The organism is Streptomyces sp. V3I8 (assembly GCF_030817535.1).
Lineage (GTDB): Bacteria > Actinomycetota > Actinomycetes > Streptomycetales > Streptomycetaceae > Streptomyces.
This window is the reverse complement of sequence record NZ_JAUSZL010000002.1, coordinates 149,828-173,400: the sequence shown is the minus strand read 5'-3', so window position 1 is coordinate 173,400 and position 23,573 is coordinate 149,828. Positions and strand designations below refer to the sequence as shown.

The following is a 23,573-nucleotide window of genomic DNA, read 5'->3' as shown; positions in this document are numbered from 1 at the left end:
CTTCCTTCGTGAGATTGTTGTTCCGTAGATGCCCAGTACGAAACGCGTACTAGTACGATTTGAAACTAATACAGAACTGTACCACTTGGGAAGGGGAGTCGCATGGCGGTCGACGGGGCGCAGCTGTGGACGCTGAACCAGCGGCTGCTGGCAGTCGTGATGGATGCCTGCACGCAGGAGCTGGCCGAGCTCGGGTTGGAGACGAAGGAGTTTTTCGTCCTGGCCGAGGTGGAGGCATCGCCGTACCCGGCCGAGATCGCGACCGCGCTGCTGCTGCCCAAGGCGAGCGTGACGGTCTACGTCCGCAACCTCGTCGCCAAGGGGTTCATCCGGCGCGAGATCGACGACGCGGACCTGCGGCGTCACCGGCTCGTACTAACCGCTGAGGGCACCGAGGCGCGGGATCGTGCACTTGCAGCCCTCGCGGCGGAGTATGACCGCAGGCTGGCGAGAATCACTCCGCGGGACCGCACCGAGCTGCAGCGCATCCTTCAGGAGATGCTCTCGCCCGCATGAGTTCCATGGTCACGAGCGGTTCGCTCGCCCGGTGAACCCCTGCTCGCCAGTGCTGTGACCGCGTAGATTCGTCGGATCGTTCAGGCTGCGGTGGCGAGGGGGCGTCTGCCCCAGTGGATCCCTCGAGTAGCAGCCGTGGAAGTAGCGCACCCCGTGGGTGGGGTGGTACGTCGCGGGATGCCGCTCGGGTCGGCCTTGCTCGGCCCAGCACGACCCGGCGGTCGGGCGGATGCCCAGGGGCCCGAACTCATCGAACGCGAACACCCGGTCCGGGAAGCGGTCCAGGACGTGCTCGATGCGGCCGAACTTGGCGTCGCGCTCGGGGCCCGGTGACTCTTTCCAGGTCTTGGTGCGCTGGAAGGTGATACCGCGGCGGGCGAGCAGGCAACGTAATGCCTCGCAGCCGATGCATATGACGCGGCCGTGGACTTTCCGCAGGTAGGCGGCGGGGCCCTTGCGCTCGTAGAAGCGCACGGCGGACGACGCCAGTCCGGTGCGCGCCCGCAGTTCGGATATCGACAGCTCACTTATTGACTTGAACCATGGTTCAACCTGGATGTTTGTCGACGTGAAGATCACGCATGCCGCGCCCCGCGGAAAAGGGCGAAGGAGACTGCTATGACGACTTCGAGTACGCGCATCGCCGTAGTGACCGGAGCGGGCCGGGGGATCGGGCCGGCGATCGTGCGGGCACTGGTCGAGGACGGATTCACCGTCGTCGCGGGCAGCCGCACGATCACCGATGACCTGCGGACCGCCACCCCGGACGCGTTCGCTGTCGATCTGTCCAGCGCCGACGGTCCCGGCCGGCTCGTGCGGAATGCTGTCGAGCGGCACGGAGGGATCGACCTGCTCGTCAATAATGTCGCCGGCACGTCGACACCGGCCGGTGGATTCCTCGAACTCGACGACGCCGCATGGCATCACACGTTCGAGATGACGGTCATGTCGGCCGTGCGCACAACGCGCGCGGCGCTGCCGAGTCTCCTGAACCGCCGAGGCGCGGTGGTCAACATCGGTTCGGTCAACGACCGGCTGCCACAGCCGCGTCTGGTCGCCCAGTCGGCAGCCAAGGCCGCGCTGTCGAACCTCGGCAAGGCACTGGCCGAAGAGTTCGGTGGTTGGTGGAGTCGACCGACACCGGCCAGTCGATGTCGTCAACCGCATCCGCCCGGGCCCGGGCCGCCCGGAGCATCCGCTCGAAAGTGCCGTCCAGGGCCCACCGGCGAAACCGGGTGTGCAGCGTGGCCCACGGGCCATACCGCTCGGGCGCATCCCGCCAGGCCGTGCCCGTGCGGAACTTCCACACCGTCCCGTTCAGCACGGTCCGGTCGTCCAGCCGCTTCCGCCCCCGCGACGACTCAGGCGCAACGACTCAGGCAGCAGCGGCCGGACGACATCCCACTCCTCATCGGACAGTTCATGACGACGCATCACCACACCGTGATCCACTACGCAAGATCTTTTGAAGACACTGTTCAGTCCGCCAGTCGGCCGGCCGCCGTCAACGCTCCCAGCGCACTGGCCTGGGTGCGCCAGTCCGACGGGTTCGGGACGGTCCCCGACCAGCGTTGGCCGAGGCGGTTGAGCGTGTCCCGGTCGGTCGTCCAGACCGAGTCGGCCTGCTTCGCCAGGTACGTCCCGTACCTGGCCGAGCCGGTGGCGTCCGCCAGGTCCGCGAGGTGCCGTACGAAGATGCCCTTGAACTGTTTCTGGTTGTCGTCGCAGGAGGCCGTGCCGAGGTCGCAGGACTCCGTCAGCACGCCGCCGCGGGTCAGCGCCGGCGAGGAGATCGCGGTGTCCGCCAGCCGCTCGGCCGTGTCCAGGTACCGGCCGCTCCCGGTGGACCGCCACAACTGGGTGAAGGCGCCGATGGCGAGTCCCTGGTTGTAACTCCACACGGTCTGCCCGTTGTTGGCGCAGCCCGCGGTGATTCCGTCGTTGACCAGACCGGAGGAACCGATCATCCCGCTGGCGAGGTACCAGTCGGCCGCCGCGGTCGCCCGGCCGCCCCACACGGTGTCACCGCCGATCCGCTGGTGCAGCGAGGTCGTGAGCCAGAGGTACAGCCCGTTGGTCACGGCGTTCTTGTAGGTGCGCTCCCGGTCCCACCACACACCGCCGCCGCAGGTACCGGTGTCCCAGTAACGGTGCACGTAGTCCGTGATGGTGACGGCCTCCTCCAGGTAGCGCCGCTCGCCCGTGTGGTCGTACGCCGCCAGCCAGGCCACCGCCCACCAGCCCGCGTCGTCGATCGCCCGGCTGATGAAGTGGCCCTCGATCGGATCCGAACCGCGTCCGCCCGCCGGGAAGGTGCCCCGGTTCTGCTCGTAGGTACGGGCGATCACCCAGTCGTAGTCGTGCCGGCCGCTCTGCTCGGCGAAGTCGATCACCGAGGTGAGCGCGACGGCAGAGTTCCACCAACTGCTTTGCCACCAGCCCTCGTTCGTGTGATACGAGGCCATCAGCGCGTCTGCCGCCGCGCGGGCCCGGGTCGGTGCGGGCCTGGCCCAGGCCGTGCAGCTGCCCTCCTGGTGCGCCGCCTCGCGGCCGCAGGCGCGGACCGCCCCGCCGTACAGCAGACCGCGCGGGTCCCGGGTGGCGAACATCGCGGTCCGGGTGGAGGCGGCTCCGGCCGGCACGCTCGTGCGGCCGAGGGAGGAGCCCTCGGGGTGGCTCGCGCCGCCGTCCCAGGAGCGGTCCAGCCATATCTCGTCGCCCGCGCCGCCGTTCGCCACGACGCCCCAGGCCATGCCGCTCCGGTGGTCGACGTGCAGGCTGATGGCGCGTCCGAAGAGGCTGGTGGCCGGGACGGGGGTGTCGTCACCGGCCGCGGTGGATGGGTCGGCGCCGTCGCAGGACGTGCCGTCGCACACCTTCGGGTACACCCAGTCGGTACAGGTCACGCCGGCGGCGTCACCGCAGGCCCGGATCCAGCCGCGCCGATGCCCGACCGGGTCGGTGATGTTGTGCATGAGGGTACGGGTGCCGGTCCACGAGCCGGGGACGCTCGCCCTGCCGAGCAGGCCCTCCCAGGTGGCGCCCCGGTCCCAGGAGCGGTCCAGCCAGACCGCGTCGCCGGCCGTGCCGCCGTCGATGCTCGCCCAGGCCATGCCGTCCGGGTCGGAGACGTGCAGGCGCACGACCCTGCCGTTGACGGTCCTGTCCGGCACCGGGAACGTGTCCCGTTGTGCCTTCGAGGGGTCGAGGGTGTCGCACGCCAGCGCGCAGACCGGTGTCGCGGCACGGGCGGGGGAGGGCAGGGCGACGAGGCCGGTCAGGGCGAGCAACAGGGCCAGGAGTGCGCCGGGGAGGGGGTGGGGGCGTACCGCCATGACGTATCACCTCTCTGGAGGAGCCGCAGGTGCATGCATTCCCCACATAAGGCGTGCTCATGTCAAAAGGGTGGCTCGGCTCGTCTCCGGATCGGCCGGACCCGGGGCTTCAGGCGAAGGCCGCGGCGAGCAGGTCGAGGAGGAGCGGTGCGCACGGGTGGGCGTCGTGGCGCGGGGTGATCGTGTAGATGCCGCGGGTCGGGGGATCGACGAGGGGCACGGTGGTGACGTCGGCCCGCAGCGCGCTTGTCAGCACCCCGGGGACCAGCGCGATGGCGTGGCCGGTGGCGACCAGGGCCAGCTTGCCGGGCAGGTCGGCCGCGGAGAGGTCGATGCGGGCGTCGACTCCGGCGCGGGCGGCGTGCTGTCCCAGGAGGGCGGCCGAGCCGTCGTTGTCCTCGGCCCAGGTCCGGTCCGCCAGCTCCCGTATGTGCACCGGGCCGTTCCCGGCCCGCGGATGGCCGACGGGCAGTACGACGACCATGTCGTCGAGACCGAGGAACCTGCGCTCGACGCGCGGGTCGTGGAGCAGACCGGGTGGTGCGTCGGTGACGACGGCGATGTCGAGGTCGCCGGCGGTCACGCGGTGGTGCAGTTGCGCGCTCAGGCCGGGCAGCAGGCTCCACCGCCGGGGTCCGGTCCGTTCCAGCAGGGCGCGGACGGCCCCGGGGACGACGCCCGCGGCCAGGGACGGGGGAGCGCCGACGGCCAGCAGCCGGTCGGCGGTCCCGTCGCGCACCTCCCGTACGGCGCGGACGGCACGGTCGGCCTCGTCGAGCGTGGCCAGGGCGTGGCGCCGGAAGACCTCGCCGGCGGGCGTCGGACGCACGCCTCGGGCATGACGCCGGATCAAGGCCGCGCCGAGCTGCCGCTCGAGGCCGGCGATCTGCCGGGAGACGGCCGACTGCGTGTGGTGGAGTTCGGCGGCGGCGGCCGACAGCGATCCGAGCCGGCACACGGTCACGAAGGTCCGCCACACCGTCAGTTCCATGGGGGAAGTATCCCCGTCGACCAGCCGGTATGCGGCTGTCGCAGGGGATCCGTGCGAGATCTGCGCTTGTCGCAGGCATCGGCCTGCACCACGGTGGCGGACATGACCGCACAGCACGCGACCGCACAGCACGCGAACGCACAGCACACGACCGCCGTCCTCGAACCGCTCCGCGCCTACATCCGCGGACACGCCACGGGCGACCCCGTCCACTTCCGGGAGGCGTTCCTGCCCACCGCCCACATCGAGGGGGTCCGGGACGGCGTGTTCGTCTCGTGGTCCCTGGACGACTACTGCGCCCTCTTCCAGGGGGAGCCGGCACTGGACGAACCGGCCCGTACCCGCCGTGTCGACACGGTCGACGCGCACGGCACCGTGGCGACGGCGACGATGACGCTGCGGCACGGCGCGGACACCTTCACGGACGTCTTTCTGCTGGTCCACGTCGCCGACGGCTGGCGCATCGCCAACAAGGCGTACCACCGGCACTCCTGAGGGCCCGGAGAGGTCCGCGGATCAGCCCGTGATGGAGTCGAGTTGCTCGGCCGCGGGCCGCAGGGCCCAGAGGTCACCGCCCGGCGGTTCCTCCAGCCGGGGGACCGCCTTCCTCGCTCCGGCGTCGCCGGCGTCCGCGACCTGTCCCGTCGCCGCGGGGAGCGGATGGCGCACGGCCCTGGAGAGGCTCCGGCCCGGCGGTCCCCGGTAGCGCCACAGGTCCACGCCGACGTGCCGTCCGATCGCCGCCGGCCTGACGTACGCGACGAGGCCGAAGGTCGAGTAGTGCCGGCTCCTGGTCCGGGCGAGTTCCTGCGGCCGGCTCCCGTCCGCCGCGATCTGGGCGGCGACCCGCCGGGGGGCGGCGTCGCGCACGGTCCGGCGGACCAGGTCCCGGTCGCCGGTGGCGGACGCCGGGCCGGCCACCAACAGGTCGTGGAACCTGCCGTGGTTGTTCTCCGCGGCACCCTCCTGCTGATCGTACGAGGAGTCGAAGACCTTCTCGAGATCCTGGCGGCCGGTGCCCGTGTCGGCCTCAAGATTGCGCTCGCCGTCCCGCTGGACGTACGGGCAGCCGTAGGGATCGCCGGTCGGGGGAGTCCGGCTCGGCCACCAGTACGGGGCCTGGCTCGGATAGTCGCGGACGTCGCCGCCCGGCGCGGGCCCGGGCTTGTCGACGACCGTCCAGGGGCCCCGGTCGAGCCTGCGCGAAGGCGCGATGTCAGTGGCGGCTGCGAGGCTGGACGTCATGAACGGCGACGAGCAGCTGCTGCGCGGTCGGATATACGGCCACGACCACGACGATCCCGACCCGGGCCCACGCCCGGGCCGCTCCTACGTCGCCCTGGTCGGCGGGCCCTTGGACGGACTGCTCCTGGACGTCACGGACCGGCCGCCGGACCAGAGGGCGAGCGGTGTCGCCCTGCCCACCGAGCTCGGGCAGTTCGGCGCCGGCGGCCGGGCCCTGTACGACCCGCGCCCGGGAGATCCGGAACGCTTCGACTGGTCGGGCGACAGCCCCTGACGATCCACCGGCGCGGCGTCGAAGCCGAGCCGGCCCCCGCCGGCCGAATCAGCCGGCACCGCTGCGGGTACCGGCACTCGCGTCCGCGGACGCGTCCCCGTCCACGTCCGCGTCCGCCGTGCCCCGAGGCGGGGGTGGACACGCCGCCCGGTACGCACGCCGCCAGCTGCTGACCATGTACCAGCCCACGGACAGGGCCAGCAGCACGTTGCCGACGAGGCTCTTCACGTCGTCACCGGCGGCGGCGTTGTAGAGGGCGGCGCCGGTGACGTAGGTCAGGAAGCCGGCCAGGACGGCCCAGAGTGCGGTTCTCACTTGCGGTCCCAGAGTGGTGCGGTGGAGCAGTGGAGCGCCAACGTAACTACGCACCAACGCTTCTGAGGGCCGCTGAACCTTGTTGGTCGGAGCCTGACCGGGACTGATGGAAAACGGCTGAGGATGGCCGCCGAGCGGATCCACGGTGACGGCCTCGGAGAACGTGCCCGTCAGTCGGCCGGGGTGTCGTCCCACAGGTCCGGTGCGAGCAGGTCGTGCAGGCGGGCACCCCCCGCCCAGCGTTCGAGCGCGGGGCCGTCGAGGAGCCCGGTGTCCGCCTGACGCTGGGCCCACCGGACGTCGCGTTCCCTGAAGGCGCCCCGGTGCACGACCAGCCGGCGGCGCGGCCCCGCGGTGTCCCGGTGCGGCCGGGGACCCGGCAGGTCCTCGTCGGGCAGCGGTTCGGCCACCGGACGGAAGACCACGTCGAGTTGTCGGCCGGCCGCGTCCCGCGCGTACAATCGCGGCCGGTCCGGCGCCGGCAGCAGCCGGACCCGCCAGCCGTCCCTCCGTAACATCCGTGCGACGGCCAGCGCCAGCCCCTGGACGTCGAGTTCGCGCAGTTCGTCCGCGGTGTAACGACCGCGCCGCCGGCGCGCGCCCGGACGCCGGCGCCGGATCTCGAACGCGATGACGAAGGCCACGACGACGACCCCGCCGGCCGGGACGGCGGATCCGGCGGCGCGGTACCCCACGGCCAGGCCGGCGACCACCGCGCACACGGCCACGACCACACCGGCGAACCCGGGCAGGACGTCACGGAATCTTGGCCCGTACCGGCCCTCGGCCCGCAGCCGGCGCACGGTGTGCCGTCTGCGCGAACGGGACGACCGTGACGAGCGGGGAGGGCCGGACGTCCACGACAGGCGTGCCACAGTGCCAGTCCCCCCAACGCCGCAGTTGCCGTCCCCGGGATGGATACCCAGTGCACGGCCTCATCCCCCGTACGTGGCAAGGGAATTGGCGTCCTGCGGAACTCACCTCACCCGTGCGTCACCCGGACCGGGTCGAACGACACCCGTGTACGCGCGCCGTCGTCCGCCCAGACCACCTCGACACCGGTGTCGTCGGCGAGGACGTGCGTGACGGCCTCCGCCGGCGGGCCGGCACCCGGTCCGTCGGTGAGGGCGGCCAGGGAGACGTGCAGGGAGGTACCCTCCGCCGTGCCGGTCAGGCGCGGCATCTCGGCCCACGGCACGTACGCCGTCCCCTGCGGGGCCCGGACCGTCTCGGTCTCCGGGGCCCAGCCGTGCAGGCCGTGCAGCGCCGAGACCAGGGACTCCCGCGGGCCGGTCGCCCATCCGGTGTGGGTGACACGGGCCCCCGGGGGCGCCCCCACCACGCGGTGCACCCGCAGTTCGTGCGGCCCCCGTGCCACGGTCACGCTCTCCACCCGCAGCCCCGGGACCATCGGGGGGCCGCCGGCGAAGACGGGCCGGTGCCACGACGCCGCCCAGCCCCAGCCGTCCCCGTGTCCCGCGCCGAGCGGATGGATCCGGCGCCGCACACCGGGCCGGCCGTTCACCTCCACCGACAGGTGGTTGTCCGCGGTGTTCCCGGCCGCGGTCGGCCCGGTCCGGGTCGAGTAGGCCTGCCGTCCGTAGTGCGGGTCGTCCTCGGCGGCCGTCTCCGCCTCGTGCGGCCGCACATGGTCGCTGCCGTGGTTGTGCAGCCGTACGATCCCGTCCTCGCGCGTCGCCTGGACGAGCAGTCCCGGCGCGGGCAGGGCCAGCACGCGGTCGGCCTCCTCCACCGGCGCGGGTTCCTCGGTCGCGGTCCACAGGGGGTGGCCGGCGGGCGCGAGGAGCGCGACGAACGCCTTCGACGCCCAGTACGGCGAGGACGGGCCGGAGTACGACTGCAGGGTGGCCTCGTGCGGCCCGTACCAGCCCAGGCTCAGCAGACCGTCGTCGGTGAGCGCCCCGCGGTCGAGGAAGTGCCGCAGGCTGCCGCTCGCCAGCCGGCGTGAGGCGCCCGGCGTCAGCGGCGTGTGCCCGGTCACCGCCCCCAGGCCGACGGCCGCGGAGGCGGCGAAGCGGTACGCGAGCGAGCGGCCGAAGTGGAGGGGCGCCCCGTCCGCGCCGAACATCAGCGCGAAGCCGTCGAGGTGCTCGCGCAACCGTCCGCCGTACCGTGCGAGGAGCTCCGTGTCCCCGGCCAGGTGGGCGTCCAGCACCGGATACAGGTGCAGGGCCCAGCCGTTGTAGTGGTCGAAGGCGCGTCCGTCCCCGTCCGCGTACCAGCCGCCGCCCCGGTACCAGCCCTCCAGCAGGTCGAGGGCCCGCCGCCGTACCGCGGCGGTTTCGGCGTCGCCGCGTCCCACCGACTCCAGGAACCCGGCGACCGTGTACGGGAAGAGGTACCAGTTGTTCGGCGCGGGCACGTGCCGCAGCGCACCGCGCAGCCACTCCTCCACCCGGTCCTGGACCCCGGCGTCGAGACGCTTCCAGAGCCAGGGCGCGGTCAGGCGCAGGCCGAGCGCGACCGACGCCGACTCCACCATGGGCTGGCCCTGGACGTCGTGGTCGAGTATCAGCGGCCAGGACTCGGCGTCGTCGCGCCCCGGCGAACGGGTGCCCGAGGCCAGCCCCTGCGCGTACCGCTCCAGCCAGTGGTGCGGGTCCTCCCCGTCGGCGCCCGCGACCCGGAAACCGGCCGCGAGGAACGTCCGGGCGAAGCCCTCCAGACCGTCGGAGCGCACTCCCGAGCGCGACGGCCGCCCCGGCAGGTCGAGCAGGGCGCGACCCGGTGTGCTCCAGTGCCACGCGGCGGCCAGGAGCCCGTCCGCGACGGCCTCCCAATGGGCGCGGGTGTAGCCGGTGTACGGGCTCGACGCACGGCCCTCGGAGGGGAGTTCGAAGGGGATGCTCATGCCAGGAACGCCAGCCTTTCGCGTCGTACGGGATGGAGGAAGCCGGTACCGGACGCCCAGCGGGCGGTCTCGGCGAGCGCGAGGTCGGCCAGGCGCCGCCACTCGTTGCCCTCGGAACCCGCCAGATGGGGGGTGATCAGCGCGTTCTCGCAGTCCCACAGGGGATGGTCCGCCGGCAGCACCTCGGGGTCGGTGACGTCCAGCACGGCCCTGATCCGGCCCGCCAGGACGGCGTCGGTGAGCGCCTCCTGGTCGACGACCGCTCCGCGGGAGGTGTTGATGAGCAGGGCGCCGGCCGGCATCGCGTCGATCAGGGGCCGGCCGACCAGGCCCCGGGTGGTGGGCAGCAGCGGGGTGTGCACGCTGACCGTGTCGCAGCGCGCGAACAGCTCCGCCAACCCGACGCGCTCCACACCGAGTTCGGCGGCGTCCGCGTCCCCGACGTACGGGTCGTGGAGCAGGACCTCGATGTCGTGCGGCCGCAGCAGCTCGACGACCCGGCGCCCGATCAGCGAGGCGGAGAGGATGCCGACGGTGCTGCGGTAGTTGCCGATGCCGTGGGAGGTGCGCAGCGAGTTGCCGCGGGTCCGCGACACCCGGTAGTCGCGGGCGCGCTCCAGGACCCGCTTCCCGGAGAGCAGGATCATGCCGAGGGTGTACTCGGCGACCGGCAGGGCGTTGGCCGCGGCGGCGGAGGACACCTCGATCCCGCGCTCCCAGCAGGCGTCCGTGACGTGGCCGCGCACGCTGCCCGCGGTGTGCACGACGGCCCGCAGCCGGGGCGCCGCGCGCAGCACCTCCGCGTCCAGGACCGGGCAGCCCCACCCGGTGACCAGCAGGTCGACGTCGGCCAGCACCGACCGCGCCCGCGGTGTCGACAGGTCGTCGAGCACCGGGGGCGGGGCGAGGTCGCAGACCTGGCGGAACGCGTCGAGCGCCCGCCGGTCGAGGACGGCCGCAGCGGCGTCCTGGGACATGGCCACGGCGGCACGGGGCCGGAAACCGGGGCCGGGGACGTGCGGGGTCACTTGACGGCTCCGGCGGTCAGTCCGCTGCGCCAGAACCTCTGGAGCAGGACGAAGGCGAGGATGAGGGGCAGCACGGCGAGCAACGATCCCATGATCACCACCGGGTAGTACTCCGGCGACACGGACGCCGAGCTGTTCCACTGGTACAGGCCGAGGCTGACGGGATACAGGTCCTGGTCGGACAGCATCACCATGGGCAGGAAGAAGTTGTTCCAGATCGCGGTCAGCTGGAAGAGGAAGACGGTGACCAGGCCGGGGCCCAGCATCCGCAGGCTGACCCGGACGTACGTGGTCAGCTCGCCGGCCCCGTCCACCCGTGCCGCCTCCAGCACCTCGTCGGGTACGTAGCCCCGGCTGAAGATGCGGCCGAGATAGACGCCGAAGGGGTTGAACAGCACCGGGACGAACACCGCCCAGAAGGTGTTGACCAGGCCGGCCTCGGAGGCCATCAGGTACAGCGGCAGCGCGAGGACCGTCTGCGGCACCATGACCGCCGCCAGGACCAGGCCGAACAGCTTCTCCTTGTGCCGGAAGCGGTACTTGTCGAAGGCGTACCCGCAGGCCACGCTCAGCAGCGAGCCGATCGCGGCGCCGAGCACGGCGTACAGCAGGCTGTTGAGGTACCAGCGGCCGTACAGCCCGCCGTCCATCGCGAACAGGTCCCGCAGGTTGCGTACGGGGGAGAAGCCGCCCAGGGACAGCAGGTCGCTGCTGAACAGCGCGTCCCGGTCCTTGGCGGCGGCCAGCACCAGCCACAGCACCGGCAGCAGGGTGTAGAGGACGGAGACCGCGACGACCGCGTTGACCGTCGCCCGGCCCAGCAGACCGGGGCGGAGCAGGGAACTGCCGGTGGTGCTCATCGGGCCTCCTCGGCGTCGGCGCGGCCGGCGAAGCGGGTGACGCCGTAGGACAGCGCGATCGTGCACACCAGCAGGACCACCGAGGCGGCCGCCGCCAGGCTGTAGTTGGTGCGGGTGAAGGCCGCGTCGTAGATGTACATGCTCGGCGAGAAACGGGAGCTGATCATGGGGGAGGACTGGCTGAGCAGCATCGGCTCGGTGAAGAGCTGCAGCGCCCAGATCAGGGTGAAGATGGCGACCATGACGATCGAGGCGCGCACCAGGGGGGTCTTGACCTGGAGCGCCGTGCGCACCGGCCCCGCCCCGTCGACCACGGACGCCTCGATCACCTCGCGGGGCACGGCCTGCAGCGCCGCGTAGAAGACCACCATGTTGTAGCCGAGGTTGCTCCACAGGGCGATGTTCACGATGGAGGGGATGACCGTGTGGATGCCGAGGAAGTCGATCGTGACGTCCGCGCGGGCGAACAGGTCGATCACCGGACTGATGCCGGGCGTGTAGAGGTACAGCCAGATCAGGGCGGCGATGATGCCGGGCACGGCGTGCGGGAGGAAGAGGCCGAGCTGGGCGAAGGCGCGCAGCCGGACCACCCCGGAGTCCAGCAGCAGGGCCAGGGCGAGCGCCCCGACGACCATGAGCGGAATGTAGATCAGGCAGTAGAGGGCGACCGTGCCCAGTCCGCCGAGGAACGTGGGGTCGGTCAGGACGGCGGCGTAGCTGCGCAGGCCGACGAAGACGGTGCGTTCGGCGCCGAATCCCAGACCGGGCTGGTCGTCACTGAAGAAGCTGAGGTAGACGGCCGTGCCGACGGGGATCAGGAAGACGGTGGTCAGCAGGGCGAAGAACGGCGCCATGAGGACGACGGCCGCGCCGGACCGGCGGCGTCCGGCGGCCCGGCGGGCGCGCCGGCCGGAGGTGGAGAGGGCCGGACCCCCGGCGCTGGACGCGTCGGCCGGTGTCCGGGGCTGAGCGGTGGTGGTCATGCGGTGTCACCTGCCTTCTCGTCGTCAGGTGGAGCGCTGGGTGGTGGACAGGCCCAGGGCCTTGAGGTCGGGCATGGTGCCCTCCTGCGCGGCGCGCAGGGACTCGGCCAGTGATCCCTGGCCGCCGCCGACGCGGGCGAAGGAGTCCTGCATGACCCGCTGGGTGGCGCTCATCCGCGGTCCCCACAGCCAGTCCGCGCCGATCTTCCGTGCCTCCTGCTCGAACAGGCCGTAGATGTCCTGTCCGCCGTAGTACGACCGGTCGAAGGCCTTGCGGCCCACGGCGACCAGGCCGGGGGCGGCCGGGTACTGGCTGCTGGTGCCGCTGGAGAGGCGGGCCCGCAGGGCGTCGGGGTGGGAGACCTGCCACTCGATGAACTCCATCGCCGCCTCGGGGTGGCGGCTGTCCTTGGTCACGGCGAACGTGGAACCGCCGTGCGTGCCCACGGCGGGGTCGGCGGTGTCCCACTGGGGGAGCGGGGCGATCCGCCACAGACCCTTCTGCGCGGGCCGCGCGTTCATCTGCGCGCCGGCGTCCCAGGCGCCGCTGAGCCGGGTGAGGACCAGCCCGTTGCCGATCTGCGCGTCGGACTGCCTGCTCTCGACCGCGTTCACGAACACGTCGTCCCGGTCGATGAGCCGCTGCCAGTACGCCGCGACGCGCCGCGAGGGAGCGTCGGCGAGGGAGACGTTCCAGGCACCCCGGGAGGTGTCGAACCAGCGGGCACCGGCCTGCCAGGCGTAGGCGGCGAACTGCGTCATGCCGTCCGTCGGGAACAGCACGAGCCGCCGGTCGGAGGCCTTGCGGCGTACGGTGGCCGCCTGTGCGGCGAACTCGTCCCAGGTACGCGCGACGCGGAGCCCGTACCGCTCGAAGAGGTCGGCGCGGTAGTGCATCACCATGGGCTCGACGTCCAGCGGGATGCTGAACACCCGCCCCTCGAACGTGGTCTGCCGCAGCGCCTGCGGCAGCAGCTTGCGGCGCAGGGAGTCGCTGACGAGGCCGGTGAGGTCCCGGGCGACCCCGTCGATGGCGAACCCCGGCACCTGCGGGTACTCGATGGTCGCGACGTCGGGCGCGTTGCCCGCCCGGGCGGCGTTGCTGAGCTTGGCGTAGCCGCCCTGCCCGCCGGAGGGGATCTGCTGGAAGTCCACCCGCACGCCGGTGTGCGTGCGGTTGAAGGCGTCGACCACTTCCTGGCTGCCGCGCAGGGCGGACCAGAACGTGATGCGTGTGGTGCGGCCCGTGCCGGCCGACGAGGCTCCGTTCCCCCCGCTGCAGGCGCCCACGGCTCCTGTCAGCGGTACGGCGGCCATCGCGGCGAGCACGGACCGACGATCGGGTCGTCCGGGCATGGCGCCTCCCGCGGCTCCTGCGTGCCCGCGGCTCTGCGGACACGACTGTTCGGGACACGGGAATACTCAATGCTGTCGACCTAAACGGTCAATAGATCGATCAGAAGAAAAACAAACGCTCAAACGCTCACTCGTGTGAGGTGGTGACGCCGACCGCGTCCCCCACCTGACGGGTGGAACCGCGCACCATCAGCCGCGGCAGCAGCTCGACGCGGTGCGCGGGTCGTTCCCCGCTCCCCCCGAGGCGCCGCGTCAGCAGCTCGGCGGCCGTCCGGCCGACCTCCGCCTTGGGCGGGGACACGGCGGTCAGGGGAGCCGTGGCGAGCGCGGCCACCACGTCGTCGTACGCCACGACCGAGACGTCCTCGGGCACCCGCACCCCGTCGTCGGCCAGCCGCTGCACGACCATCAACGCGTCCACGTCGCTGTGCAGCACCACCGCGGTGGCCCGCACCCCGCGCAGCAGCTCCGGCAGGTCCGCCGTCTCGCTTCGGGTGTACGGCCCCTCGCGCCCCGCCTGCTCCGAGATCAGCGCCCACGCCCACTCCTCCAGCAGCGGATGCGCCCCGGCGATGCCGGTGAACGCCGCCCGCAGGGTGCGTGCCGTGGGGCTGTCCTCCCGGGTCGCGAACACCATCCGGCGGTGGCCGAGGCCCACCAGGTGCTCCACCGCGAGATGCGCGCCGTACCAGTGGTCGGAGCACACCGAGTCCAGGGCGTGCGCCGCGCCGCCCCGCCGGGGCCGGCGCTCCATGAGCACCGTGGGCACCTCCAGGGCGGCGAGCCAGTCGTAGTCGCCCTCCTCGGCGGCCCTGGTGTGCCATCGGGGCGCGAGCAGCAGACCGCGGGCTCCGTCGGCCAGCGCCCGCTCCACCAGCGGGCGCTCCGCCCCGGCCACCTGGGGGGCGATGTGCAGCGCCATGCGCAGGCCGGCCTCCTCCAGCGCGGTGCGGGCGCCGTGCAGCGTCTCGGTCAGGTAGGAGTGCCGCTCCGGCACCACGACGGCCACCCGGTCCCCGCCGGCCAGGTCGCCCGCCGGGATCTCCTGGGCCGGCAGCGTCGAGCGCACGACGCCGTGCCCGCGGCGCAGCCTGCCCTCCCGGGTCAGCTCCTCCACGTCCCGGCGCACCGTCACGACCGAGACCTGCAACTCGTCGGCGAGGTCCCGGACCCGCGCGGCCCCGCGTGCCTGGACCGCCGCCAGGATCCGCTGACGCCTGAGATCGACCGGCTCCCGCACCTTGCTTCCCCCACCCTGCGATGTTCGTTTGAGCGATTTCAGGCATCATAACGATCGACGGACCCCGGTGGGCAGGTCCGGAGCGGTGCCGGTGTCGTGGCGGTGCCGTCACCGGCCGGTCCCGGCCGCCTCCCCGCGGTCGAGCGGGATGCCCAACCGGTCGGCCACGGTGGTGAGGGTCGGGCCCAGGGGGAGCGCGATCCGGGTCACGGCGTGCACGTCGCCGCGGGTCGGGTCCCGGTTGACGATCAGGACCGGCTTCCCGTCCTGGGCCGCCTGACGGACGAACCGGAGCCCGGACATCACCGTCAGCGAGGAACCGAGGACCAGCAGCGAGGCCGCCCCGCGCACCAGCTCGCGGCAGTGCTCCACGCGCGGCGCGGGCACGGTCTCACCGAAGAACACCACGTCCGGCTTGAGGACGCCGCCGCAGAGCGCGCAGGGCATCACCTGGAAGTCCCCGACCTGCTCGTCGGTGAGGTCGGCGTCCCCGTCGGGATTGATCGCGGCGGCCACCGGATCGAAGCCCGCGTTGGCCTCCTCCAGCCGCCGGGCGAGTTCACGGCGCGGACTGAGGGTGCCGCAGGACAGGCAGACGACCCGGTCCAGGCTCCCGTGGAGCTCGACGGCGTCCACGCTGCCGGCGGCCTGGTGCAGGCCGTCGACGTTCTGGGTGATCACCCCGCCGAGCAGACCGTGCCGCTCGAAGGCGGCCACGGCCCGGTGCCCGGCGTTCGGGCGGGCGCGGCCGAAGGTGCGCCAGCCGAGGTGACTGCGTGCCCAGTACCGGCGCCGCGCCTGCGGGCCGCCGACGAACTCCTGGTACGTCATCGGGGTGTGCCGGCTCAGGCTGCCGCCCTCGCCCCGGTAGTCGGGGATGCCCGACTCGGTGGAGATGCCCGCGCCGCTGAGCACCAGCACACCGCCGGTGCGCAGCGCGTCGACGACCGGCTGCGGGTCCGTGGTGCCCGGCGGCAGGTCGGGGGTGGGGGTCCAGCTCACAGTGGGACGCATGCGCATGCCACCAGAGTAGGCAGCCAAGACGCGGCCCGCGCACGACGAGGCCGTCGGCACCGGCGGTGATGCCCGCGTGTCCGACCACCGCGCCGGTGCGGGACCGGCGGAGCGGGTGACGGACGGCGGTGGCAGTGGCAGTGGCAGGGCCGGGCGGAGGTCCACCGACGATCGGCGTCCACCTCGCGTGCGATGCGGTGGCACTCGGCCGCCCCGCCGGTCAACGGCCAGTGTCAGGCAGGACGTTGCGCCACGACCGGCTCCCGTAGCTGTCGGGCCAGGAGCGGTCCGGCGAACCGGACCGGCTCGGCCTCGTAGCGGCGTACCGCAGGTGTGGTCCGCGCGGCCATCTCGTCGGCCGGCGCCGTGCGGGGCGGGTACGGCACCGGCGGCGTGACCGACTCGGCGATCGCCGCGGCCGGCCGTGCGTGAGCGTCCAGGACCGGATGGCGGTCCGAGCCGCCGACCCACCACAGCAGGACGGGCGACGGGGTCCCGTCACGGGCCCGCTTGCGGTACGCCCTGCCCCGTCCGTCGTCCGCCTCGGGCACCGGGCGCGGAAGGAGTGTCTTCCCCGAAGTGCCCGTCGGCGGCGGCGTCGGCGGTGTCGTCGGCGGGACGGCCGCACGCGTCCGCCAGAGCGGTACGGGCCCGGGCGCGCAGCCAGATGTGGGCGGGGTCGTTGTCGTAGCGGTGGTGCCACGTCAGGTGGACCGGGATGGGCGGCATCGCCGGCGGCAGGGGGCGGGTGCACAGGCCGAGGCCGTCCAGGAGCGGGCGGCTCATGAGTTCGGGGACCGGCACGACGAGGTCGTGGTGGCGTACGAACTGCAGGGCCGTGGCGATGGTGGGGGCGGCCGCCACCACATGTCTGCCCAGGCCCCCGGCCTCCAGCACGTCGTCGATGGGATCGCGCAGCCGCCCCCGGCGCGAGACGGTGACGTGCTCGGCGGCCGCGTAGTCCTCGAGCGTGAGCGGGCCGCGGGACAGCGGGTGGCCGGAGCGCAGGGCGAGGACGAGCCGGTCGTGGCCCACGATCTCGTGGCGGATCTCGGGCGAGGCGGGTGCACTGGCGCCGGCCTCGAGATCGACGTCCCCCCGGCGCGGGTCGTGGGTGTCGGTACTGGCTTCGGCCAGGAAGCGGACGCGCACCCCGGGCGCCTCGGCGCGCAGGGAACGGAGCAGGGCCGGACCGGCGGCGGCGGCCAAGGCGTCGTGCCATTTGAGGATGAAGGTCCGCTCCAGGACCGCCAGGTCGACCTCCGCGTGCGGTGAGAGGACCGAGTGGGCCTGCTGCACCAGGTCGTGCACCGTCGCGCGCAGGGCGAGGGCGCGGGGCGTAGGGGTCATCGTGCGCCCGGTGCGTACGAGGATCTGGTCCCCGGTGGCCCGCCGGATGCGGCCCAGGGTGCGGCTCATCGCGGGGGCGGAGACATGGAGGCGGGCGGCGGCGTCCGTCACGCTGCCCTCCTCCAGCAGGGCGTCGAGCGCGGTCAGCAGATTCAAATCCAGTTGCATGTGAGTAAATCCAGTCGTAACTAGATTGCATTTGAAGTTAATGATGCCTGGTTCTAACGTCGAAAGCGACCGGCCAGGAGGCCGCGGGAACCACCTTTCTTCCTCAGGAGCGATCATGAACACTTTCTCGAACTCCCCTGCCGTGCCGGGCGCCGCCGCATCGGACGGGACCGCCGAGTTCGAGGCGGTCCTGGAGCGTGTGGTGACCGCGCTGAAGACGGCCGGAGAGCTTCTGCTGGAGCGTTTCGACGTGAGCGCGCGCCACGACGACCTCGAAGAGGTCGTCCGCGCCATCCACGCCAACGACGAGGCGGTCCTGCCCCTCGTCCGGCAGCCGCTGCTCGACGCGCGTCCCGGGTCGCAGTGGGTGGAGGACGAGCTGGCCGGCGGCGTACTGCCCGAGGGCGAGTGGTGGGTGGTCGACACGGCCGAGGGCAACATCAACCACATCCACGGCATGGGCGAATGGGCGGTGACCGCCGCGCTCGTGCGCGACAACGTCCCGGTGCTGGCCGTCGTCCACGTGCCGCTGACCGGCGACACCTACACCGCCCTCCGCGGCGGGGGTGCCTTCCTCGACGGCGAGCGGCTGCGCGCCTCCGCCAAGACCGACCTGCGGGCGGCCCTGGTGGGCACCGGCCAGGCCAAGCCCGGCGAGACCGAGGAGGCCCTGCGCCGCATGGGTGCCTCGGTGACCGGCATGCTGCTCGACGCTCTGGTGGTACGGGTCTCGGTGCCCGCCACCATGCAGCTCATCCACGTCGCGGCCGGCCGCATGGACACCTTCTGGCAGTTCTCCGACGTGCGCTCGGGGCTCCTGCCCGGCGCGCTGCTGGTCGCCGAGGCCGGCGGCACGGTCACCGACACCCGGGGCGAGCCGTGGAGCCTGGCCAGCGCCGACTTCCTCGCCTCCGCGCCCGGCGTGCACGCCCGGGCGGTCGAGGTCCTGGCCGACCGGTCCTGACCCGCATCACCCTCGTGCAGTCGCTCCTCAACTCCCTCCTCAACTCCCTCCTCCTCCTGCGGAACTGGACATCATCGTGAAGATCGCCGTACTCGGGTCCACCGGAAAGACGGGCCGCCTGATCGTGGCGCACGCCCTGGAACGCGGACATGACGTCGTGGCCCTGGCCCGCCGTCCGGAACAGGTCCGGGCCCCGGCCTCCGCGAACCTGCGCGTGGCCCGGGCGGACGTGACCGACCCCGGCAGCGTCGCCGCCGCCGTCGAGGGCGCCGACGTCGTGGTCAGCGGCCTGGGCGTCACCAAGAAGCAGGACCCCTCGATCCTCGTCGAGGGCGCCCGCCAGATCGCCGCTGCCGCGCCCCGCGTCGTCTGGCTCACCTCGCTGGGCATGGGCGCGACCCGAGGAGCGCTCGGCGCGTTCAACGGTGCGCTCCTCAAGCGCGTCCTGCGCCACGAATGGGACGCCAAGGACGTCGCCGGCCGGGCCGTCCGCGAGGCCGGCGGAACCACCGTTCACGCCGGGCCGCTCACCGACAAGCCCTACCGGGGCGACGGGCGGCTCCTGCGCGCCGGGGAGTTCAGGCCGCGGGCGATCCCGCCCATGGCGCCGCGCGCGGGCATCGCCGCCCTCATGGTCGCGGAAGCGGAATCCCCGCACTTCGCCGACGCGGACACGGTCGCCCTGTTCGGCCGCCGCTGAGCGGCGCCGCCCAGCGGCCACCACCACCGGGAGCAGGCGTTACACGTCCGCGGCGAGCGTGCCGGCGCGTTCGGTCCGTGGACGTCGTATACCTCCCGAGGCGTCCGACCGTGTCCGCCGCACAGGGCATAATGAATGGTCGGGAAGTCAGGAAGCGGCTCCGCAAAAGTACCCTTCTGTCCTCAAGGAGAGTTCTGCTGTGAGCCACCGCTTCAGCTTCCGTCCCTGCTTCCATAGCGGTCGGCGCCCTGCTTCGATGCCGTACGGATCCACCGCACGGCGGCGGACCACCACGGCGGTGACGCTTCGGCCCTCGGCCCCGTCGGCCCCGGGCACGTCGTCCGCCTCTCGTCCCCCGTTCGTCTCCTGTTCCCTGTCCGTTCCCCGTCCTGCGTCCGTCTCCCGTCCTCCGTACGGCCCGTGGCTCCGTCCGGACCGCGTGCGGGGCGCGAGCGGGCTCGTCGTGCCGATCGGTCGCGGCGCCTCGCCGGCCTCCCCGCCGCCCGTCGGCTGATCCCCCGCCGCGAGCGCGATCCAGGTGTTCCCCGACGCCTGCGCGCGCGGCTGACGACAGGTAACAGGTATCCGCGGCCGGAGAGAGGCCGCACAGGCTCTGCGCCGCCGACCGAAGCCGGCGGGCACCGCTCAGAACGAGACGAACATGACTGATATGCCTGCTTCTGAGGCATTGAAAGCGCTGGACACGATCACACTGCTCCTGGAGACCGACTCCCTGGACCAGTTCCTCCGTGCGCTGGCCAAGAGCGCGCTCCGGCTGGCTCCCGGAGCGGACGGATGCGGAGTCACCCTGGAGCGGCAGGGGCGGCCCGTCACGGTCTCCAGTGCGGGCGACAGTGCCACCAAGCTGGACGAGGCCCAGTACGGCCAGGACGACGGACCGTGCCTCCAGGCGATGCGCACCGGTCTGGAGGTCAGCGTGCCCGACACCCTCCGGGAGAACCGCTGGGGCGACTATCCCGCGTACGCCGCGGCCTGCGGGGCCCGCTCCTCGCTCTCGCTGCCGATAGCCCCCCGCAGCCACACCGCGGGAGCGCTCAACCTGTACGCGCCCCGGCCGGGCGCCTTCGACGACATCGACCTCACGCCGCTGCGGCTGCTCGCGGCGGAGGCGACCGGTGCCATCGCGCTGGCCCAACGCATCGCGGACGGTGTGGAGTTCGCCGCGGATCTGGAGGCGGCCCTGCGTTCGCGCGCCGTCATCGACCAGGCGATCGGCGTCATAGTGGGCCAGCAGCGCTGCACGCCGGAGAAGGCCTTCGAGGTGCTGCGCACGGCATCCCAGCACCGCAACGTCAAGCTCCGCGACCTGTGCGCCGAGCTGATCACCAACATCGCCGGCGTGCCTCCGGCCGAGGGCCGGATACAGCCACGCGCTTGAGCACACGCACGAGGAGGGTCCGGCCGGTGGGGTGTTGCCCGCCGGCCGGACGGCGTCATCCGTTCCGAAGCGTTGACATGCACAGCGCAATTAACGATGCTTGAAAGCGCTCTCACCCATGGGGACACACCCAAGCGGAACGCAGAGACGCAGACAGGTGGGACCAACGCCGTACGCGGGCGTCGTGCTGTCCGCCCGGCGCCGAAGCGGGGGCCGACCACGGACGGGGACCATGAAGCTCTCTCGTTTTCGCTCCGCCCTCGCGGCGCTGGCCCTGACCTTCGCCCTGGCCGCAGGGCTGTCGCTGTCGTCCGCCGGACCCGCCCAGGCGGGCCGGACCGGTCTCAGGGCCGCGGACCCCAGTGTGCTGCGGGTGGGCGGCACCTACGTCTCGGTGCAGTCGACCGGCACCGGCATCGCCGTACGGCAGGCTTCCTCGACGGACGCCCTGGCGTCGGCCCCGCCCCGGCAGGTCTGGTCGGACACCCGCGACCTCGGTGAGATCTGGGCTCCGGAGATCACCACGGACGGCGGCCGCTTCCACATCTACTTCTCGGGCGGCCGGGGCGCGGCCCACCGCATGTACGTGATCAGCTCCGCCACCGCGGACAGCGGCTACACCGCCGAGACGAAGCTGGCGCTGCCGGACGACAAGTGGGCCATCGACGGAACCCTGTTCACCTTCAACGGGCAGCGCTGGTTCGTGTGGTCGGGCTGGGCCGGCGACACGAACGTGGAGCAGAACCTCTACATCGCCCGGATGAGCAGCCCGACCGCACCGACCGGCGCACGCCACGTCATCTCGCAGCCGCGGGAGAGCTGGGAGCGGGTGGTCGGCAACCGCTTCATCAACGAGTCGCCCGAAGCGATCAAGGATCCCGACGGGAAGCTGCACATCGTGTACTCCGCCAACGGCAGCTGGAGCGACCAGTACTGCCTGGCCGACCTGAGGCTGCGGGCCGGCGGCGATCCGACGTACGTGTGGGACTGGTACAAGTCGAACGGCTGCCTGTTCGGCTCCCACCGCTCCACGATGATGGCGGGCTGGGACCCGACGCTGTACGTCGACGGCCCCGGCCACCACAGCTTCGTCCTGCTCGACGGCGACATCGGTACGAGCCCGCCGGCCGGGCCGAGGTTCCCCCTGATGTTCCACGCGGTCGCGAAGGGGACCCCGTACGCATGGGCGAACCGGTACTGGTACACCGGCAGCTTCGCCTGGTGGGGCGGTACGACCTACCGCCGGACCGGCGTCCCCGGCGCGAACACCGAAACGGGCTGGAGCCTCAAGTTCTTCGAGTAGGCCAAGTGCCCTCGGAGGAGTGGGCCGGATGCCCTCCGGGCAGGTCAGACACCGGTGACCTTGGCGCTTGCCGACATCTCGTAGACCAGGGTGACCGTGCGGCGCCCGCCGGGCGGGACGGCGACGTCCCAGCGGACGATCCCCTCGTCGTCGACGGCGTCGGGCGCGGGGGAGCAGTCCTCCTCGCGCAGGCGGATCTCGACCGCCGAGACCTCGCTGACGGGGACGCGTTCCCGCAGGACCACCGTCCGCTCCTCGTCCTCCCCCGGAGCGGAGAACCGGGACAGGTGCAGCCGCACCGTACGGGTGACCAGGGTGCGCTGGGTCATCCCGGTGGAGGTGCGGGACTCCTCGGTGTGCCGCACCACCCGGTGGTCGTCGGAGCTGCCGAAGGCGAGCTCGACGGGCGTGCCGGGGGCGGTGAACTCCAGGGTGCCGCGTCCGGTGAAGGCGCCCCCGCGGATCAGGTCGACGGGACCGGCGAGCAGCGCGTGCCCGGACCGGTTGTCGAACCGTGCCACCCGGGTGACCAGGGGGGACAGCTCGGGTGCGCAGGCGTACTCGGTGGCCGCCGCCGCGGTGAAGGAGGAGAGCGGCACCCGATGGGCACGGCCGTCGCCGGGGACGGAGACCGGCACGGGGGAGTGGAACACCCGGGTCTCGCCGGCGTCGTCCACGCCGGGCAGGCCGAGCACCGGAGCCGGGCCGAGGTTCCCGATCTCCTCCTCCCGCACCTCGACGTCGACCGTACGGCGTTCGGCCGCCGAGCGGTCCCGGAGGGTCAGCCGGTCCTCGGCCAGCCGCGGTGGCTCGGTGGCCAGCGCCGACCGGGCCGTCGACAGCGTCAGGCGTACGTCCGACCAGTCCTCGCCGGTCCGCTGCCAGACCATCGCGTCGGTCTCCAGCGTCAGGGAGCCGCCGTCCAGTACGGCCCGGTAGGCGGGACGCCACAGCGCGCACGGCAGGAGGTGGCTCAGGCGCAGCTCGGCCGGTCCGGCGGCGGTGGCTTCCACGGTCAGCTCGACATGGCCGACCAGCTCGGCGGGTTCGCTCTCGCTGAGCCGCAGGGCCTGCTGCGCCTCGGCGAGTTCGCCCGTGAGGGTGCCCAGCCGGTGCTCCATGGCCCGCAGTTGTTCGCCGTACGTGTCGCGCTCGGTGTCCACGCGGTCCAGTTCGCCGGACCAGCGGGAGCTCTCGGTCTCACCGGCGCCGGCCCTCTCCCCGATCTCCCGGAGCAGATCCGCCGCGAGGCGCCCGAGCAGGTCGAGGCGTGCGTGCAGCCGCTCGCGGCGCCGGCCCAGCTCGGCCTGTTCCTCTTCGAGGAGGTGCAGGCGCAGGCGGAGCGCCGAGTCCTCGTCGGGGGACGGCAGGGGCCCGCGCGGCGTCCAGTTGCGTACGATCCGCGCGTCGAGGACCGTCGCCGGGTGCTCGCCGGTCAGCTCGGCGTGGAGGGTGCGGTCGACGGCCAGTGCGCTGACCGGACCGAGCCGCAGCCGCTGGACCCCGGACCGCAGGCCGAGCACGGCGGTGCGCTCGATGTGGGTGCGGTCCTCCAGGCAGGTGACGGCGGTCACGGGGAGGGCGGTGACCGGAACGGCGGTCGCGGGGGCGTCGGTCACGGGGACGGCGACCGGTTTCGGATCCGTGGACATGGCGTGTG

The 23,573-nt window shown here is 72.7% G+C and carries 21 protein-coding genes and 4 pseudogenes; 8 read left to right on the top strand and 17 right to left on the bottom strand.

Annotated elements, in window-relative coordinates:
• Positions 1-102 precede the first annotated feature (102 nt).
• Entirely contained in the window at positions 103-516 is a 414-nt protein-coding gene (locus QFZ75_RS00920) for a MarR family winged helix-turn-helix transcriptional regulator (RefSeq protein ID WP_307533288.1), read from the top strand.
• Positions 517-639: 123 nt separating this feature from the next.
• Here QFZ75_RS00920 and QFZ75_RS00915 read toward each other — a convergent pair.
• Positions 640-1,005: pseudogene (locus tag QFZ75_RS00915) on the bottom strand (hypothetical protein); the annotation flags it as partial.
• Between the two features lie 129 nt (positions 1,006-1,134).
• Here QFZ75_RS00915 and QFZ75_RS41010 point away from each other — a divergent pair.
• A pseudogene (locus tag QFZ75_RS41010) lies at positions 1,135-1,575 on the top strand (SDR family NAD(P)-dependent oxidoreductase); the annotation flags it as partial.
• Here QFZ75_RS41010 and QFZ75_RS41005 read toward each other — a convergent pair.
• The 3 genes and pseudogenes from QFZ75_RS41005 to QFZ75_RS00905 all read right to left on the bottom strand — a co-directional run.
• A pseudogene (locus QFZ75_RS41005) lies at positions 1,541-1,864 on the bottom strand (transposase); the annotation flags it as partial. The pseudogenes QFZ75_RS41010 and QFZ75_RS41005 sit on opposite strands and share 35 nt — an antisense overlap.
• A 130-nt stretch (positions 1,865-1,994) precedes the next feature.
• Positions 1,995-3,851, bottom strand: coding sequence for a glycoside hydrolase family 76 protein (locus QFZ75_RS00910; protein WP_307533286.1), 1,857 nt, complete (start codon positions 3,849-3,851; stop codon positions 1,995-1,997).
• Positions 3,852-3,960: 109 nt separating this feature from the next.
• Entirely contained in the window at positions 3,961-4,842 is an 882-nt protein-coding gene (locus QFZ75_RS00905) for a LysR family transcriptional regulator (RefSeq protein ID WP_307533284.1), read from the bottom strand.
• A 153-nt stretch (positions 4,843-4,995) separates the two neighbouring features.
• On the opposite strand from QFZ75_RS00905, the pseudogene QFZ75_RS00900 reads away from it, so the two are divergent.
• Positions 4,996-5,337, top strand: a pseudogene (locus QFZ75_RS00900) (nuclear transport factor 2 family protein); the annotation flags it as partial.
• A gap of 21 nt (positions 5,338-5,358) precedes the next feature.
• Here QFZ75_RS00900 and QFZ75_RS00895 read toward each other — a convergent pair.
• Positions 5,359-6,087 carry an alginate lyase family protein gene (locus QFZ75_RS00895; RefSeq protein WP_307533281.1) on the bottom strand — a complete coding sequence of 243 codons (729 nt, stop codon included), beginning with the start codon at positions 6,085-6,087 and terminating at the stop codon, positions 5,359-5,361.
• Between QFZ75_RS00895 and QFZ75_RS00890 the strand changes: the two genes are divergently transcribed.
• Positions 6,086-6,361 (top strand): hypothetical protein, encoded by a 276-nt coding sequence (locus tag QFZ75_RS00890; protein WP_307533279.1) that lies wholly within the window; start codon positions 6,086-6,088, stop codon positions 6,359-6,361. The two genes, QFZ75_RS00895 and QFZ75_RS00890, sit on opposite strands and share 2 nt — an antisense overlap.
• 48 nt (positions 6,362-6,409) lie before the next feature.
• Here QFZ75_RS00890 and QFZ75_RS00885 read toward each other — a convergent pair whose 3' ends face one another.
• The 11 genes from QFZ75_RS00885 to QFZ75_RS00835 form a co-directional block, all read right to left on the bottom strand.
• Positions 6,410-6,676, bottom strand: a complete 267-nt coding sequence (locus tag QFZ75_RS00885) for a hypothetical protein (RefSeq protein WP_307533278.1) — start codon at positions 6,674-6,676, stop codon at positions 6,410-6,412.
• A 170-nt stretch (positions 6,677-6,846) separates the two neighbouring features.
• Complete coding sequence (locus QFZ75_RS00880; protein ID WP_307533276.1) at positions 6,847-7,479, bottom strand: hypothetical protein; 633 nt, start codon at positions 7,477-7,479, stop codon at positions 6,847-6,849.
• Positions 7,480-7,658: 179 nt separating this feature from the next.
• Positions 7,659-9,548: a DUF2264 domain-containing protein gene (locus QFZ75_RS00875; RefSeq protein ID WP_307533275.1), complete on the bottom strand. Its 1,890-nt coding sequence runs from the start codon at positions 9,546-9,548 to the stop codon at positions 7,659-7,661.
• A complete protein-coding gene (locus QFZ75_RS00870) occupies positions 9,545-10,576 on the bottom strand; it encodes a hydroxyacid dehydrogenase (RefSeq protein ID WP_307533274.1) in 1,032 nt (343 codons plus the stop codon). The genes QFZ75_RS00875 and QFZ75_RS00870 overlap by 4 nt, the downstream gene beginning before the upstream one ends.
• The gene (locus tag QFZ75_RS00865) at positions 10,573-11,436 is read right to left on the bottom strand and encodes a carbohydrate ABC transporter permease (protein WP_307533273.1); all 864 of its coding nucleotides are present in this window, start codon (positions 11,434-11,436) and stop codon (positions 10,573-10,575) included. Before QFZ75_RS00865 ends, QFZ75_RS00870 begins: the two co-directional genes overlap by 4 nt.
• Positions 11,433-12,419 (bottom strand): carbohydrate ABC transporter permease, encoded by a 987-nt coding sequence (locus QFZ75_RS00860; RefSeq protein WP_307533271.1) that lies wholly within the window; start codon positions 12,417-12,419, stop codon positions 11,433-11,435. The genes QFZ75_RS00865 and QFZ75_RS00860 overlap by 4 nt, the downstream gene beginning before the upstream one ends.
• A gap of 24 nt (positions 12,420-12,443) precedes the next feature.
• On the bottom strand, positions 12,444-13,775 hold the full coding sequence (locus QFZ75_RS00855; protein WP_307533269.1) for an ABC transporter substrate-binding protein: 1,332 nt from the start codon (positions 13,773-13,775) through the stop codon (positions 12,444-12,446).
• A 127-nt stretch (positions 13,776-13,902) separates the two neighbouring features.
• Positions 13,903-15,015: a substrate-binding domain-containing protein gene (locus QFZ75_RS00850; protein WP_307533267.1), complete on the bottom strand. Its 1,113-nt coding sequence runs from the start codon at positions 15,013-15,015 to the stop codon at positions 13,903-13,905.
• A 108-nt stretch (positions 15,016-15,123) separates the two neighbouring features.
• The gene (locus QFZ75_RS00845; protein WP_307533265.1) at positions 15,124-16,035 is read right to left on the bottom strand and encodes an NAD-dependent protein deacetylase; all 912 of its coding nucleotides are present in this window, start codon (positions 16,033-16,035) and stop codon (positions 15,124-15,126) included.
• 227 nt (positions 16,036-16,262) lie between these two features.
• A complete protein-coding gene (locus QFZ75_RS00840; RefSeq protein ID WP_307533264.1) occupies positions 16,263-16,580 on the bottom strand; it encodes a hypothetical protein in 318 nt (105 codons plus the stop codon).
• Positions 16,528-17,547 (bottom strand): LysR family transcriptional regulator, encoded by a 1,020-nt coding sequence (locus tag QFZ75_RS00835; protein ID WP_307533263.1) that lies wholly within the window; start codon positions 17,545-17,547, stop codon positions 16,528-16,530. Before QFZ75_RS00835 ends, QFZ75_RS00840 begins: the two co-directional genes overlap by 53 nt.
• 115 nt (positions 17,548-17,662) lie before the next feature.
• On the opposite strand from QFZ75_RS00835, the gene QFZ75_RS00830 reads away from it, so the two are divergent.
• The 4 genes from QFZ75_RS00830 to QFZ75_RS00815 all read left to right on the top strand — a co-directional run bounded on the left by QFZ75_RS00830 (position 17,663) and on the right by QFZ75_RS00815 (position 21,913).
• The gene (locus QFZ75_RS00830) at positions 17,663-18,511 is read left to right on the top strand and encodes an inositol monophosphatase family protein (protein WP_307533261.1); all 849 of its coding nucleotides are present in this window, start codon (positions 17,663-17,665) and stop codon (positions 18,509-18,511) included.
• A 76-nt stretch (positions 18,512-18,587) separates the two neighbouring features.
• Entirely contained in the window at positions 18,588-19,211 is a 624-nt protein-coding gene (locus QFZ75_RS00825) for an NAD(P)-dependent oxidoreductase (protein WP_307533259.1), read from the top strand.
• A 661-nt stretch (positions 19,212-19,872) separates the two neighbouring features.
• Positions 19,873-20,610, top strand: coding sequence for a GAF and ANTAR domain-containing protein (locus tag QFZ75_RS00820; protein ID WP_307533258.1), 738 nt, complete (start codon positions 19,873-19,875; stop codon positions 20,608-20,610).
• A 232-nt stretch (positions 20,611-20,842) separates the two neighbouring features.
• Positions 20,843-21,913, top strand: a complete 1,071-nt coding sequence (locus QFZ75_RS00815; protein WP_307533257.1) for a glycoside hydrolase family 43 protein — start codon at positions 20,843-20,845, stop codon at positions 21,911-21,913.
• A 44-nt stretch (positions 21,914-21,957) separates the two neighbouring features.
• Here QFZ75_RS00815 and QFZ75_RS00810 read toward each other — a convergent pair whose 3' ends face one another.
• The gene (locus QFZ75_RS00810) at positions 21,958-23,565 is read right to left on the bottom strand and encodes a mucoidy inhibitor MuiA family protein (protein WP_307533255.1); all 1,608 of its coding nucleotides are present in this window, start codon (positions 23,563-23,565) and stop codon (positions 21,958-21,960) included.
• Between the last annotated feature and the right edge of the window lie 8 nt (positions 23,566-23,573).

What these genes read in the sequence shown, in the direction of transcription:
- QFZ75_RS00920 (WP_307533288.1), top strand. Translation starts at nt 103, where the DNA reads ATGGCGGTCGACGGGGCGCAGCTGTGGACGCTGAACCAGCGGCTGCTG.
- QFZ75_RS00865 (WP_307533273.1), bottom strand. Translation starts at nt 11,436, where the DNA reads ATGAGCACCACCGGCAGTTCCCTGCTCCGCCCCGGTCTGCTGGGCCGG.
- QFZ75_RS00905 (WP_307533284.1), bottom strand. Translation starts at nt 4,842, where the DNA reads ATGGAACTGACGGTGTGGCGGACCTTCGTGACCGTGTGCCGGCTCGGA.
- QFZ75_RS00910 (WP_307533286.1), bottom strand. Translation starts at nt 3,851, where the DNA reads ATGGCGGTACGCCCCCACCCCCTCCCCGGCGCACTCCTGGCCCTGTTG.
- QFZ75_RS00890 (WP_307533279.1), top strand. Translation starts at nt 6,086, where the DNA reads ATGAACGGCGACGAGCAGCTGCTGCGCGGTCGGATATACGGCCACGAC.
- QFZ75_RS00875 (WP_307533275.1), bottom strand. Translation starts at nt 9,548, where the DNA reads ATGAGCATCCCCTTCGAACTCCCCTCCGAGGGCCGTGCGTCGAGCCCG.
- QFZ75_RS00815 (WP_307533257.1), top strand. Translation starts at nt 20,843, where the DNA reads ATGAAGCTCTCTCGTTTTCGCTCCGCCCTCGCGGCGCTGGCCCTGACC.
- QFZ75_RS00895 (WP_307533281.1), bottom strand. Translation starts at nt 6,087, where the DNA reads ATGACGTCCAGCCTCGCAGCCGCCACTGACATCGCGCCTTCGCGCAGG.
- QFZ75_RS00860 (WP_307533271.1), bottom strand. Translation starts at nt 12,419, where the DNA reads ATGACCACCACCGCTCAGCCCCGGACACCGGCCGACGCGTCCAGCGCC.
- QFZ75_RS00855 (WP_307533269.1), bottom strand. Translation starts at nt 13,775, where the DNA reads ATGCCCGGACGACCCGATCGTCGGTCCGTGCTCGCCGCGATGGCCGCC.
- QFZ75_RS00830 (WP_307533261.1), top strand. Translation starts at nt 17,663, where the DNA reads ATGAACACTTTCTCGAACTCCCCTGCCGTGCCGGGCGCCGCCGCATCG.
- QFZ75_RS00835 (WP_307533263.1), bottom strand. Translation starts at nt 17,547, where the DNA reads ATGCAACTGGATTTGAATCTGCTGACCGCGCTCGACGCCCTGCTGGAG.
- QFZ75_RS00810 (WP_307533255.1), bottom strand. Translation starts at nt 23,565, where the DNA reads ATGTCCACGGATCCGAAACCGGTCGCCGTCCCCGTGACCGACGCCCCC.
- QFZ75_RS00820 (WP_307533258.1), top strand. Translation starts at nt 19,873, where the DNA reads ATGACTGATATGCCTGCTTCTGAGGCATTGAAAGCGCTGGACACGATC.
- QFZ75_RS00845 (WP_307533265.1), bottom strand. Translation starts at nt 16,035, where the DNA reads ATGCGCATGCGTCCCACTGTGAGCTGGACCCCCACCCCCGACCTGCCG.